10 protein-coding genes are annotated in these 12,799 nt (G+C 70.1%); 4 read left to right on the top strand and 6 right to left on the bottom strand.

Annotated features, from left to right (window positions below; translation table 11 throughout):
• Positions 1 to 26 precede the first annotated feature (26 nt).
• The 3 genes from AC1VNH_RS15640 to AC1VNH_RS15630 are packed head-to-tail and all read right to left on the bottom strand — an operon-like array spanning position 27 to position 2,516.
• Positions 27 to 356: a thiamine-binding protein gene (locus tag AC1VNH_RS15640; RefSeq protein ID WP_483112456.1), complete on the bottom strand. Its 330-nt coding sequence runs from the start codon at positions 354 to 356 to the stop codon at positions 27 to 29.
• A 13-nt stretch (positions 357 to 369) separates the two neighbouring features.
• Positions 370 to 1,638: a hypothetical protein gene (locus tag AC1VNH_RS15635; RefSeq protein ID WP_483112455.1), complete on the bottom strand. Its 1,269-nt coding sequence runs from the start codon at positions 1,636 to 1,638 to the stop codon at positions 370 to 372.
• Between the two features lie 38 nt (positions 1,639 to 1,676).
• On the bottom strand, positions 1,677 to 2,516 hold the full coding sequence (locus tag AC1VNH_RS15630) for an NAD(P)H-hydrate dehydratase (protein WP_483112453.1): 840 nt from the start codon (positions 2,514 to 2,516) through the stop codon (positions 1,677 to 1,679).
• Positions 2,517 to 2,544: 28 nt separating this feature from the next.
• On the opposite strand from AC1VNH_RS15630, the gene AC1VNH_RS15625 reads away from it, so the two are divergent.
• Positions 2,545 to 3,609, top strand: a complete 1,065-nt coding sequence (locus tag AC1VNH_RS15625; protein ID WP_483112451.1) for an NADH:flavin oxidoreductase/NADH oxidase — start codon at positions 2,545 to 2,547, stop codon at positions 3,607 to 3,609.
• A 7-nt stretch (positions 3,610 to 3,616) separates the two neighbouring features.
• Here AC1VNH_RS15625 and AC1VNH_RS15620 read toward each other — a convergent pair whose 3' ends face one another.
• Together AC1VNH_RS15620 and AC1VNH_RS15615 are read right to left on the bottom strand one after the other, a co-directional pair.
• On the bottom strand, positions 3,617 to 4,669 hold the full coding sequence (locus AC1VNH_RS15620) for a hemolysin family protein (RefSeq protein ID WP_483112449.1): 1,053 nt from the start codon (positions 4,667 to 4,669) through the stop codon (positions 3,617 to 3,619).
• Positions 4,666 to 5,997: a hemolysin family protein gene (locus tag AC1VNH_RS15615; RefSeq protein ID WP_344226077.1), complete on the bottom strand. Its 1,332-nt coding sequence runs from the start codon at positions 5,995 to 5,997 to the stop codon at positions 4,666 to 4,668. The genes AC1VNH_RS15620 and AC1VNH_RS15615 overlap by 4 nt, the downstream gene beginning before the upstream one ends.
• A gap of 232 nt (positions 5,998 to 6,229) precedes the next feature.
• On the opposite strand from AC1VNH_RS15615, the gene AC1VNH_RS15610 reads away from it, so the two are divergent.
• The gene (locus tag AC1VNH_RS15610; protein ID WP_483112448.1) at positions 6,230 to 6,370 is read left to right on the top strand and encodes a hypothetical protein; all 141 of its coding nucleotides are present in this window, start codon (positions 6,230 to 6,232) and stop codon (positions 6,368 to 6,370) included.
• The gene (locus tag AC1VNH_RS15605) at positions 6,367 to 7,332 is read left to right on the top strand and encodes a hypothetical protein (protein ID WP_483112446.1); all 966 of its coding nucleotides are present in this window, start codon (positions 6,367 to 6,369) and stop codon (positions 7,330 to 7,332) included. Before AC1VNH_RS15610 ends, AC1VNH_RS15605 begins: the two co-directional genes overlap by 4 nt.
• A gap of 143 nt (positions 7,333 to 7,475) precedes the next feature.
• Here the strand turns inward: AC1VNH_RS15605 and guaB1 are convergent, their stop codons facing one another.
• A complete protein-coding gene (gene guaB1 / locus AC1VNH_RS15600; RefSeq protein WP_483112445.1) occupies positions 7,476 to 8,933 on the bottom strand; it encodes a GMP reductase in 1,458 nt (485 codons plus the stop codon).
• 157 nt (positions 8,934 to 9,090) lie between these two features.
• Here guaB1 and AC1VNH_RS15595 point away from each other — a divergent pair, with 157 nt between their 5' ends.
• Positions 9,091 to 12,774, top strand: coding sequence for a multifunctional oxoglutarate decarboxylase/oxoglutarate dehydrogenase thiamine pyrophosphate-binding subunit/dihydrolipoyllysine-residue succinyltransferase subunit (locus AC1VNH_RS15595; protein ID WP_483112444.1), 3,684 nt, complete (start codon positions 9,091 to 9,093; stop codon positions 12,772 to 12,774).
• Positions 12,775 to 12,799: the final 25 nt, after the last annotated feature.

Raw genomic sequence — 12,799 nt, 5'->3', positions numbered from 1 at the left:
CGCCGAATCGTTTCGCTGCCGGGCCGTCAGGCCGAAGGTACCTCGCCCGCGGCCGCATCCTCGATCGCCCGTTCGAGGCGCTCGATCTTGCCGTCCAGCTCGCCCGTGTAGCCGGGCCGGATGTCGGCCTTCACCACGAGCGAGACACGCGAGCCGAAGGGCAGCACGGCGTCGGTGGCCGCCTTCACGACGGCGAACACCTCATCCCACTCCCCCTCGATCTCGGTGAACATGGAGCCGGTTCGGTGGGGCAGCCCGGAATCGCGCACGACCTTCACGGCTGCGGCGACGGCGTCGTGCACGGAGCCGTCCGCGCGGCCCGTGCCGCTTGGGGCGACGGAGAAGGCGATGAGCATGCCGGTCCTTTCGTCAGCCGGCGAAGACGCCGGGCTTGCGGGCGAAGCTGGAGCGTGTGCGCACCCGAGCGAGCTTGACCACCGCCCACGCGGCGATCACGACGAGCAGGATGTTGCGGATCGTGATGACCACGACCGGGAACGGCAGGAGCTCGAGGAGATCGAAGTACACCAAGGGGTAGATGATCTGCGTGGCGACACCGATCACGAGCGCCAACAGCGCCGGAGCCCACCACCGACGACGATCCAGCACCAGCGCGATCACGAGCGGCACGCTCAGCCACACCATGTACTGCGGCGAGCCGACCTTGTTGAGCGAGATGAAGGCCGCCACGAGCGCCAGCGACAGCGCCGGGAAGACGGCGGCGAAGTGCGCGCCCCGCCACACCTTCCAGGCACCCAGGGCGGCGATGGCGAGGACGCCGATCCCCAGCAGCGGCGTCATGACCGCGATGACCGGGTTCACCCCGGGACCGGAGACGTAGAACGTCAGCAGGTCCGGGTCGTAGTGCACCGCAGAGGTGCCACCGAGCAGCCCGTCCCAGAGGTAGTAGGTGCTCACCGGGGCTTCGACCTGCAGCCCGCGCGTGGTCTGCTCACCCACGAAGCCGAACGCGTAGGAGGCGCCGCCCAGAAGCGCCACCGCCCCCAGGGTGATCGCACTGACGACGGCTGCGCCCCCGAGCACGGCGATCCGGCGGCGCACCGCGATGAGCGCGGCAGCCATGACGGCGGCGGGCCACACTTTGATCCACGTCGCCACGGCGAGAAGGATGGACCCGAGCCAGGGCCGGCCGATGAGCCACAGCCCGCCCATGATCGCCAGCGGCACCGTCACCGCATCCAAGCGGTAGAGCGCGACCGGGCCCATGGCGGCGATGAAGGCGAGCCAGAACCAGGCAGCGGTGATGCGCCCGCGCGAACGTGCGCGCCCCACGAGGACGGCGAACGCCGCCGCGTCGACGAGTCCCACCATGATCGCCCAGGCCGGCGTGTATGAGACCGCCCAGGCGAACAGCCACGTGGCAAGCATCGGCAGCATCGCGAGCTGCGGATAGACCCACGCGTCGGTGAGCCCGACGAAGCCGTAGTAGGCGCTGACCTGCTGGCCCGTCGCCGTGTCGATCTGCGGCCACCAGCCGCCGTTGAGGTATGCCCCCGACCACGGCTCGTACACCCGATAGACGTCGCCCATGGGTTCGTTGGGCATGACCCATCCGAGAACGGAGACCCCGATATGGACGACGAGGAAAGCGATCCACAACAGAGCCCGTCTCGACACGCGCCTCATCCTACGGGGCACGCTGTGGAGCTTCCTGATCAGCGGTGGGAGGCGAGCGCCTCCGCGACCGCGCGCGGCAGGTGGTCTGCGACATCCAACGCAGCGATCGGACCGCCCCGGCTTCCCCACCGCGCGGAGGCCAGCGCGCCTGCGCGCCCGTGCAACCAGGCAGCTGCCGCTGCCGCATCCGCGAGGCGTTCCGAGGTGGCATCGCCGAATGCGACCGCGCCCGCGACGACCGCACCGATCGCGCCGGCGAGCACGTCTCCCGTGCCGGCTGTGGCGAGCCACGGCACCCCGGACCGGATGCGGCGAAGGCCGCCGTCGGGATCCGCGACGAGAGTGACGGCGCCCTTCAGCAGCACGACCGCCCCCATCTCGTGAGCGGTCTGGCGAGCCTCTGCCTCCCGGTCGCCCATCGGCGCGAGCCCGAGGGCCTCACGAAGCCGGGCGAACTCCCGCGCGTGAGGGGTGAGGATCCTCGCGGCCGTGGCATCGGGCGCCAGATCCAGCGCGCCCGCGTCGACGACGACGGGCTCGCGGCCTGCGAGCACCGCGCGCAGGGCCTCGGTCTCGGCGGCGTCGCGGGACGCGGCATCCGTGCCCGAACCGATCACCCAGGCCTGAACCCGGCCGGGCGCCGTGACCGTTTCGGGCCTGCGTGCGAGCACCATGTCGGCGGCTCGAGAGGGGCCGATGTAGCGCACCATCCCGCATCCGGTGTGCCACGCGGCGCTCACCCCGAGCACCGCCGCGCCCGGGTAGTCCGCCGAGCCGGTGCGCAGGCCCACCACGCCCCGGGAATACTTGTCATCGTCCGCTGTTGGCATGCGAAGGATGCGCGCCGTGCGCGCCGCATCCTGTTCGATCGCCGTCATGGCGCCACCCTATCCGCGAAGGAGTACCGTGACCGCGCTGTTCAGCCCCTACACGATCCGAGGCGTCGAGTTCCGCAATCGCCTGTGGGTCGCACCCATGTGTCAGTACAGCGCGAGTGACGGCTTCCCGGGCGAGTGGCACCACGTGCATCTCGCCCAGTTCGCCTCTGGCGGCGCGGGGCTGGTCATCAGCGAGGCGACCGCAGTGTCACCCGAGGGCCGGATCTCCCCCGAGGACACGGGCATCTACTCCGACCAGCAGCGCGACGCCTGGGCGCCCATCGTGACCGCGATCCACGCCCGTGGCGCGGCCGCCGGCATCCAGCTCGCCCACGCCGGACGCAAGGCATCGACCTACTCGCCCTTTTCCGGGCACCGCGGCACCGTGCCGGCCGAGGCCGGCGGGTGGGAGGCGGCCGCCCCTTCGGCGATCGCGTTCGAGGGCTATGCGACCCCGCGCGAGCTCACGCTCGACGAGATCGATGCGCTCGTCGCCTCCTTTGGCTCCGCCGCACGCCGCGCCGTGGAGGCGGGCTTCGACGTCCTCGAGGTCCACGCGGCGCACGGCTACCTGCTGCACGAGTTCCTGTCGCCGCTGTCCAACCACCGCACCGACGAGTTCGGCGGTCCGCTCGTCAACCGAGCACGCCTTCTGCTGCGTGTCGTCGCCGCGGTGCGCGAGGCGGCGGGCGAGCTTCCGGTGTTCGTCCGTTTCTCCGGCACCGACTGGGCGGAGGGCGGCTGGGACATCGAGGAGACCGCGCAGGTCGCCGTCTGGGCGGCGGAGGCAGGAGCCGACTTCTTCGACATCTCCTCCGGCGGGCTCGTCGCCCACCAGAACATCACCGTCGGCCCCGGCTACCAGGTGCCGCTGGCCAGGCGCGTGCGCGACGAGGGCCTCGCCGTCAGCGCCGTCGGGCTCATCGAGACCGGCGCGCAGGCCGAGCAGGTGCTGCAGGACGGCGACGCGGACGCGATCATGGCGGCCCGGGAATGGCTCCGCGATCCGCACTTCGCACTCCGCGCCGCCGACGAGCTCGGCGTCGTCGGCCCCTGGCCGCCGCAGTACGAGCGCGCCGCGCGGCGCCGCTGAGACCTGCTCAGCGGCCGCGGCGCGTCGCGTCCTGCACTTCGCCGATCAGCTCCTCGATGACGTCTTCCAAGAAGAGGACCGCGGTCGTGTTGCCCTGAGCGTCGCGCACCTGGGCGAGGTGACGCCCCGCCCGGCGCATGGCCGCCAGCGCATCCTCGAGGTCGGTCGTCTCCTGCACCTGCACCATGTGGTGGATCCGCTTGGCCGGGATCGGACGATCGACCGAGGGGTCGACACCGTCCTCGGCGACACGCAGCACATCCTTCAGGTGCACGTACCCGACCGGCATCCCCTCGTCGTCGACGATCACGTAGCGCGAGAAGCCGTGTCGGGCGACAGCGCGTTCGATCTCGTCCGGGGTCGTCAGCTGCGGCAGCGTCACCAGATCCGCGAGCGGGACGGCGACGTCGCCCGCATCCTTGTCGGTGAACTCGACGACCGCCGAGACCGTCCCCGAGGCGTCCTCGAGGACGCCCTCGATGCGCGACTGGTTGACGATCGTGGCCACCTCTTCGAGCGTGAAGGTCGAGGCGGCCTCGTCCTTCGGCTCCACACGGAACAGGCGCACCACGTGGTTGGCGATCCAGTTCAGCGTGACGATGACGGGGTGGAACACCCGCGACACCCACACGAGCGGCGGCGCCAGCATCAGCACCGCCCGGTCGGGCACGGAGAAGGCCAGGTTCTTCGGCACCATCTCACCGAAGACCACGTGCAGGTACGACACCAGCACGAGCGCGACGACGAACGCGATGACGTCGACGGCCGCGTCGCCCCATCCGGTCAGCTCCAGCGGCACCGCCAGCAAGTGGTGGATCGCCGGCTCCGAGACGTTCAGGATCAGCAGCGAGCAGATCGTGATGCCGAGCTGGCACGTCGCGAGCATGAGCGTCGCGTGCTCCATGGCCCACAGTGCGGTCTTGGCCGATCGCGAGCCCTTCTCTGCGAGCGGCTCGATCTGCGAGCGCCGCGCCGAGATGACGGCGAACTCCGCACCGACGAAGAACGCGTTGAACACCAGCAGCACGACCAGCCAGAGGATTCCCGCCCAGTCGTTCATCGGGTCCGCTCCTGCTCGTCGGTGTCCGCATCCTCGGGGACGGGCCTGGGGGTGAACCGCACACGGTCGACACGACGACCGTCCATGCGCACGACGGCGAGGGTGCCGTCTTCGATCTCGACCTCGTCGCCGACGGCCGGGATGCGGCCGAGCTCGGCCATGAGGAAGCCGCCGAGCGTGTCGTAGACCTCGCCCTCGGGCACGCGGATGCCGGTGCGATCGAGCACCTCGTCGGGGCGCAGCGCCGCCGATACTGTGAGCGAGTCCGCCCCGCGCACGATCTCGGCCCGGCGACGGTCGTGCTCGTCGAGCACCTCGCCCACGATCTCCTCGACGAGGTCTTCGAGGGTGACCACCCCCGCCGTCCCGCCGTACTCGTCGAGCACGACCGCCATCTGATAGCCCCGGGCGCGAAGCTCGGCGACGAGCTGATCGAGGTGCACGGTCTCCGGCACCCGCAGCGGCTCGGTGGCGAGGGCCGCGGCCGGCACCTCGGTGCGGCGATCTCGCGGCACACCGACGGCGGCCTTCAGGTGCACGATCCCGACGATGTCGTCCATGGACTCGCCGAAGACGGGGAAGCGGCTGTGCCCGGTCTTGCGGGCGAGCTGGATGACGTCGTTCGCCGAGTCGGATGCGGCGACCGCGTGCACGCGGGGACGCGGCGTCATCACGTCGTCGGCGGTCAGTCGCGCGAAGGTGAGGCTGCGATCCAGCAGCGACGCCGTGTCCTCCTCCAGCACGCCGGCGCTCGCCGATCGGCGCACGAGGCTGGAGAGCTCTTCGGCGGTGCGTGCTCCCGAGAGCTCTTCCTTCGGTTCGATGCCGATGGAGCGCAGGATGCCGTTCGCGCTGCCGTTGAGCACGGACACCGCGGGGCGGAACACGGTCGTGAACGCGACCTGGAACGGCATGACCAGTTTCGCCGTCTGGCGCGGGATCGCGAGCGCGAAGTTCTTGGGGACCAGCTCGCCGAGAATCATCGAGAAGACCGTGGCGATGGCGATGCCGATCGTGGCCGCGAGCCCCACCACGATCGCCTCCGGCACGCCCCACCCGGCCAGCACCGGGCGCAGGAGGTTGGAGATCGCCGGCTCCATCGTGTAACCGGTGAGCAACGTCGTCAACGTGATGCCCAGCTGCGCGCTCGACAGATGGGTCGAGGTGATGCGCAGCGCGCTGATGGTCATCGCGAGCCGAGACTCACCCGCATCCCTGCGCGCTTCGAGGTCGGCACGGTCGAGGTTGACCAGCGCGAACTCGCTGGCGACGAACAGACCGGTTCCGATCGTGAGCAAGAGCCCCACGCCCAGCATGACGTAATCCATCACACGTCACCTCCCTCGGGGGAGGCGGGTCGGTGGGGCCATCGTCTGCAACTGGGAGGGTCGTCCATCGTGCCGGACAGTCTACGGGAGCCCCGCCCCCGCCGTCCCGTTCCTGTGCACTCCGGGCGCCCGCCCGCTGTACCCCGCCCCTTCTGCCCGAGTTGCGTCGCATGTGCGCATCCGCCACAGTTCCGCGCAAGGGCGACATCTCATCCCTGTCGCGGTTGCGCACATGTGTAGCGCCGCCGCGCTTCCGAAGTCGGCAGGGGGCGCCGCATCCCTCCTCCCCCGTCCGACGGATGCGGCGCGTCCTCCTACGGGGACGGATGCGGCGCCCGCCGACCTCGCGGTGCACCGCACCATGGCCGCATGACGTGGCGCGACGCTCCCCCGCTTACCGGACTCCGCCGACGACGCGACGAGCCCTTCGACCGGCTCGACGAGCGGCAGCTGCGACGAGAGATCGAGACCGGGGCCGTCGTGCGTGCCGCACCCGGCGTCTTCGTCGACGCCGCCAGGTGGCGCGAGCTCACGCCGATGGCCCGCCACGCACAGCGCGTCTGGGAGGCATCGGTCCGCGTCGCCTCGGGCACCGTCTTCAGCCACCACGCCGCAGCCGCGGTGCACGGCATCGACACGCTGGGCGAGTGGCCGGCGCGGCTGGATGTCTCGGTGGAGGCGGATGCGGGAGGGCGATCGACCGGGCTGATGCGTCGGCACACGCGGGCGATGCACAACGTCGAGCTCATGCCGTGGGGCGACTGCTTCGTCACGAGCCCCGCTCAGACGGCCGTGGACCTCGCCGCATCCAGCTCTTTCGCGCGCGGTGTCGCGGCGATCGACCAGGCCGTCTGGAATGCCCGGTCCGGCGGCGCGCTGGCCACGATGGCGCAGGTGCACGACCGTGTCGCCGCGCGGCAGCGGCGCGGGCTGGCGCGCATCCGCCGCGCCGTCGCGTTCGCGCGCACCGGCGCGGCGAACGTGCGCGAGAGCCAGAGCAGGGTGCTGATCGTCGAGCTCGGCTTTCCGGAGCCCGAGATCCAACACCGCATCCGTCTCGCCGACGGCGCACTGTATGTCGCCGACTTCTTCTGGCCCCGACACGACCACATCGGTGAGTTCGACGGACTGGGCAAGTACTTCTCCTACGCACGCGAGACCGGCCGCACCCCCATCCAGGCTCTCGCGGCGGAGAAGGACAGGGAAGATGCGCTGCGACGCCTCGTCGGCGGGTTCTCCCGTTGGAGGGCGGGCGACCTGGACGATCCACGGCGCCTGTACGACATCCTCCGCGGCGCCGGGCTCCCGACATCCCGTCCGCGTCCTCTGGGATAGGGCAGGCAAGCGCCACGATCGGGCGCCCAGGTGCCACACTTTTGCGCACCCGCGCCTGTCAATACATGTCGCGGATGCGGAAAAGTGGCGCATCTGCGCACATGCGACGCAACTCGGGCGTGGAGGACTCGAGCCCTGACGGGTCACCAGCTGACGGGAAGGGCCTTGCCCTCCTCATAGCCGGCGGCCGACTGCAGCCCCACGAGCGCGCGCACGTGGAACTCGGGCACCGTCGCCGCCCCCGCGTAGGTGAAGGAGGACCGCACGCCCGACGTGATCATGTCGAGCAGATCCTCGAGCCCCGGCCGCAGCGGGTCGAGGTAGATCTTCGATGACGAGATCCCCTCGGCGAACAGCTCCTTGCGGGCGAGCTCGTACGCATCCAGTCCGCCGAACCGCGCATGCACCGCCTTCGTCGAGGCCATGCCCCACGACTCCTTGTAGGCCCGCCCCTGCGCGTCCGCGAACAGCTCCCCGGGCGCCTCGATCGTCCCGGCGAACCAGGAACCGACCATGACGGATGCGGCACCCGCCGCCAGCGCGAGCGCCACGTCCCGCGGGTAGCGGACGCCGCCGTCCGCCCACACGTGCGCGCCGAGCTCACGCGCCGCCGACGCGGTCTCCAGCACGGCCGAGAACTGCGGCCGTCCGACGGCGGTCATCATGCGCGTGGTGCACATGGCCCCGGGCCCCACACCGACCTTCAAGATCGACGCGCCCGCGGTGACGAGATCATGCACGCCGTCCGCGGTGACGATGTTGCCCGCCACGAGAGGAAGTCCCAGGCCCAGATCCGCGACCGCGCGCAGGGCGCGCAGCATCCCCTCCTGGTGTCCGTGGGCGGTGTCGAGCACGAGCACATCGACACCGGCCGCCGCCAGGGCGCGCGCCTTGGCGGCGACGTCGCCGTTGATGCCGACGGCCGCGGCGACGATCAGACGCCCGTCCGCATCCACCGCAGGGCTGTAGAGCGTCGAGCGCAGGGCGCTGCGCCGCGAGAGCGTTCCGACGAGATGGCCCCGCTCCACCACGCACACGGTCTCCGCATCCGCCGCGACGATCAGGTCGAACGCCTGCCGCGGGTCGGAGACGTCGTCCGCGTCGATCGCGACCGGTCGCGCGCGCACGAGGTCGCCCAGGGTCGCATCCCGCAGCGCGGTCGCGAGGCGCGTGGCGGGCACGACGCCCACGACGTCGGCGAGGTCGAGGGATGCGGCCGAGGGATCGGCCACGACGATGCCGTATCCCTCCGTCGCGGGCAGGAGCTTGGCGGCGTCCGCCGCCGTCGCCGTCGGAGGCAGCACGATCGGGGTGTCCCAGCGCACCGGCTGACGCTTCACCCACCGGATGGCGCCATCGAGCTCCTGCAGCGGCATGTCCTGCGGGAGCACACCGAGCCCGCCGCGCCGAGCGAGTGTCGCGGCGAGCCGCGCGCCGGTGACGGAGTTCATGTTCGCCGAGACGAGGGGGATGCGCATCGGGGTGCCGTCGCGGGGCGAGAGATCCACGTCCAGGCGGCTCGTCACATCCGAGCGCCGAGGCACCAGGAAGACGTCGGAGTAGGTGAGGTCGGTCTCGGGTTGCGCGCCGTAGAACTCCATGTCTGCAGAGCGTACGCCGCCCACACTCCGCCGAGGCTGTCAACCGCGACGCGCCGGGAGCGAACCCTCGGATACTCGACTAGGCTTGCGTGTCGTGCGTGTGGGCCCACGACGGCCCCGCATTGCGGATGAATCTCACGAAAGCGGGCGATCGAGAGTGTCGAGCCAGGTGACGGGCGTCGGAGTATCGAACGAAGGAGAGTTCGGAGCCAATGAATGGCTCGTCGAGGAACTCTACGAACAGTTCCTTGTCGACCGTAACTCGGTCGACAAGTCCTGGTGGCCGGTCCTGGAGGCCTACCACTCGCAGGCCGGATCGGGCGGCGCCGCCAAGGCCGCACCCGCGGCGCCCGCCGCATCCGAGCCTCATCCCGTGACCGCGCCGATCCCCGTGATCGGCTCGCAGCCGGTCGCGCGCACGACCGGAAAGCCGGCCAAGCCGCAGCCGATCCCGGCGCAGGCTCCCAAGGCGCAGCCCTCAGACCCTGCGGGCGAAGTGCAGGAGGACGTCGTCACCACTCTCAAGGGGATGACGAAGACCCTCGCCGCCAACATGGACGAGTCGCTGACGGTGCCCACCGCGACGAGCGTGCGCACGGTCCCGGCGAAGCTGATGATCGACAATCGCATCGTCATCAACAACCACATGTCCCGTACCCGCGGCGGCAAGGTGAGCTTCACGCACCTCATCGGCTGGGCGCTCATCCAGGCGTTGAAAGAGTTCCCGAGCCAGAACGTCTTCTACGCCGAGGTCGACGGCAAGCCCTCGGTCGTCGCTCCCGCCCACATCAACCTGGGCATCGCGATCGACCTCCCCAAGCCCGACGGCACGCGCGCGCTCATGGTGCCGAGCATCAAGCGCGCCGAGTCCCTCACGTTCAACGAGTTCCTCGCCTCGTACGAAGACCTCGTCAAGCGCGCCCGTACGAACAAGCTGACGGCGGCCGACTTCCAGGGGACCACGCTCTCGCTCACCAACCCGGGCGGCATCGGCACCGTGCACTCGGTGCCCCGCCTCATGAAGGGCCAGGGCTGCATCATCGGCGCGGGAGCCCTCGAGTACCCCGCCGAGTTCCAGGGCTCGAGCGAGAAGACGCTCGTCGAGCTCGGCATCGGCAAGACCATCACCCTGACGAGCACCTACGACCACCGCGTGATCCAGGGCGCCGGCTCCGGCGAGTTCCTCAAGAAGGTCCACGAGCTGCTGATCGGGCAGCGCGACTTCTACGAGGGAATCTTCGCGGCGCTGCGCATCCCCTACGCCCCCATCCACTGGGCCAGTGACATCAACGTCGACCTGGCCGAGCGCATCGACAAGGGCGCGCGCGTCCAGGAGCTCATCAACTCGTACCGCGTCCGCGGTCACCTGATGGCAGACATCGACCCGCTCGAGTACGTGCAGCGCACGCACCCCGACCTCGAGATCGAGAGCCACGGCCTCACGTTCTGGGACCTCGACCGCGAGTTCGTGGTCGGCGGCTTCGGCGGCAAGCGCCAGATGAAGCTCCGCGACATCCTCGGCGTGCTGCGCGACTCCTACTGCCGCACTCTCGGCATCGAGTACATGCACATCCAGGACCCGGTGCAGCGCAAGTGGTTCCAGGACAACGTCGAGGTGAAGTACCAGAAGCCCGGCCACGACGAGCAGCTGCGCATCCTCTCCAAGCTCAACCAGGCCGAGGCGTTCGAGACGTTCCTGCAGACCAAGTACGTGGGGCAGAAGCGGTTCAGCCTGGAGGGCAGCGAGTCGGTCATCCCGCTGCTCGATGAGATCCTGCAGGGCGCGGCCTCCGCGGGCCTCGACGGCGCGGCCATCGGTATGGCGCACCGCGGCCGCCTGAACGTGCTGACCAACGTCGCCGGTAAGACCTACGGCCAGGTCTTCCGCGAGTTCGAGGGCACGAGCCTGCCCGGCAACAAGCGCGGATCGGGCGACGTGAAGTACCACCTGGGCACCGAGGGCACGTTCCAGTCGGATGCGGGCACGGAGCTTCCCGTGATCCTCGCCGCCAACCCCTCCCACCTCGAGACCGTCGACGGGGTGCTCGAGGGCATCGTGCGCGCCAAGCAGGACCGCAAGCCCATCGGCACCTTCGCCTGGCTGCCCATCCTCGTCCACGGCGACGCGGCCTTCGCCGGCCAGGGCGTCGTCGTCGAGACGCTGCAGATGTCGCAGCTGCGCGGTTACCGCACCGGCGGCACCGTGCACGTGGTCATCAACAACCAGCTCGGATTCACGACGCTGCCGGTCGATGGACGCACCTCGGTCTACGCGACGGATGTGGCCAAGACCATCCAGGCCCCCATCCTCCATGTGAACGGCGACGACCCGGAGGCGGTCGTGCGCGCGGCCGAGCTCGCCTTCCGGTACCGCCAGGAGTTCCACCGCGACATCGTCATCGATCTCGTCAGCTACCGTCGCCGCGGTCACAACGAGGGCGACGACCCGTCGATGACGCAGCCGCTCATGACGAACCTCGTCGAGGCGAAGCGTTCGGTCCGCCGGCTCTACACGGAGTCGCTCGTCGGTCGCGGCGACATCACGGAGGAAGAGTACGAGCAGGCCAAACGCGACTTCCAGGACCGCCTGGAGGTGGCATTCGCCGAGACGCACGAGGCCGAGACCGGCACCCACCCGGTGGTGACCGAGAGCGTCGAGGTCGAGCGGGCCGTGGGCGAACCCGAGACCACCGGCGTGTCCACGGATGTCGTGCAACTGATCGGCGACGCCTTCGTGAACAAGCCCGACGGCTTCACGGTGCACGCCAAGCTGCAGCAGCTGCTCGACAAGCGGCACACCATGAGCCGTTCCGGCGGTATCGACTGGGCCTTCGGCGAGCTGCTCGCGTTCGGCTCGCTCCTCGTCGAAGGAACGCCGGTGCGCCTGGCGGGCCAGGACTCCCGCCGCGGCACCTTCGTGCAGCGCCACGCCGTCTTCCACGACCGCGACAACGGTCAGGAATGGCTGCCGCTGACGAATCTCAGCGAGGGCCAGGGGCGCTTCTTCGTCTACGACTCGCTGCTCAGCGAGTACGCGGCCGTCGCGTTCGAGTACGGGTACTCGGTGGAGCGGCCGGATGCCCTGGTGCTGTGGGAGGCGCAGTTCGGCGACTTCGCCAACGGTGCCCAGACCGTGATCGACACCTACCTCTCCTCCGCAGACCAGAAGTGGGGCCAGCAGTCGAGCGTGGTCCTCCTGCTCCCGCACGGCTACGAGGGCGCCGGCCCCGACCACTCGTCCGCGCGCATCGAGCGCTTCCTGCAGATGTGCGCCCAGGACAACATGACGGTCGCGCGTCCGTCGACGCCCGCGTCCTACTTCCACCTGCTGCGCCGCCAGGCCTACGCCCAGCCGCGCCGCCCACTCGTGGTGTTCACCCCGAAGGCCATGCTGCGTCTGCGCGACGCCGTCAGCCCCGTCGAGGCGTTCACGCAGGGCAAGTTCGAGCCGGTGCTGGACGACGAGCGCGGCATCGACAAGAACGCCGTCACGCGGGTGCTCCTGCACGCCGGCAAGATCCACTGGGATCTGCGCTCGGAGCTCGACAAGAACCCCGACGAGCGTGTCGCGCTGGTCCGTGTGGAGCAGTACTACCCCGCCCCGATCGACGAGCTGAACGCCGTCATCGACAGCTATCCGAACGCGGAGCTCGTGTGGGTCCAGGAAGAGCCCGAGAACCAGGGCGCATGGCCCTTCATTGCGCTCGAGGTCGTCAAGCACCTGCACGACCGTACGATCCGTGTCGTCTCGCGGGCCGCATCCGCCTCACCCGCTGCCGGCTCCGCGAAGATGCACCAGATCGAGCAGGCGGAACTCCTGCGCCGCGCGCTCACGTTCTGAGTCCGATCACGTGAAGGCGGGCCCC

The organism is Microbacterium sp. KU4F, from assembly GCF_056868075.1.
This window is presented reverse-complemented; position numbering and strand designations above follow the sequence as displayed.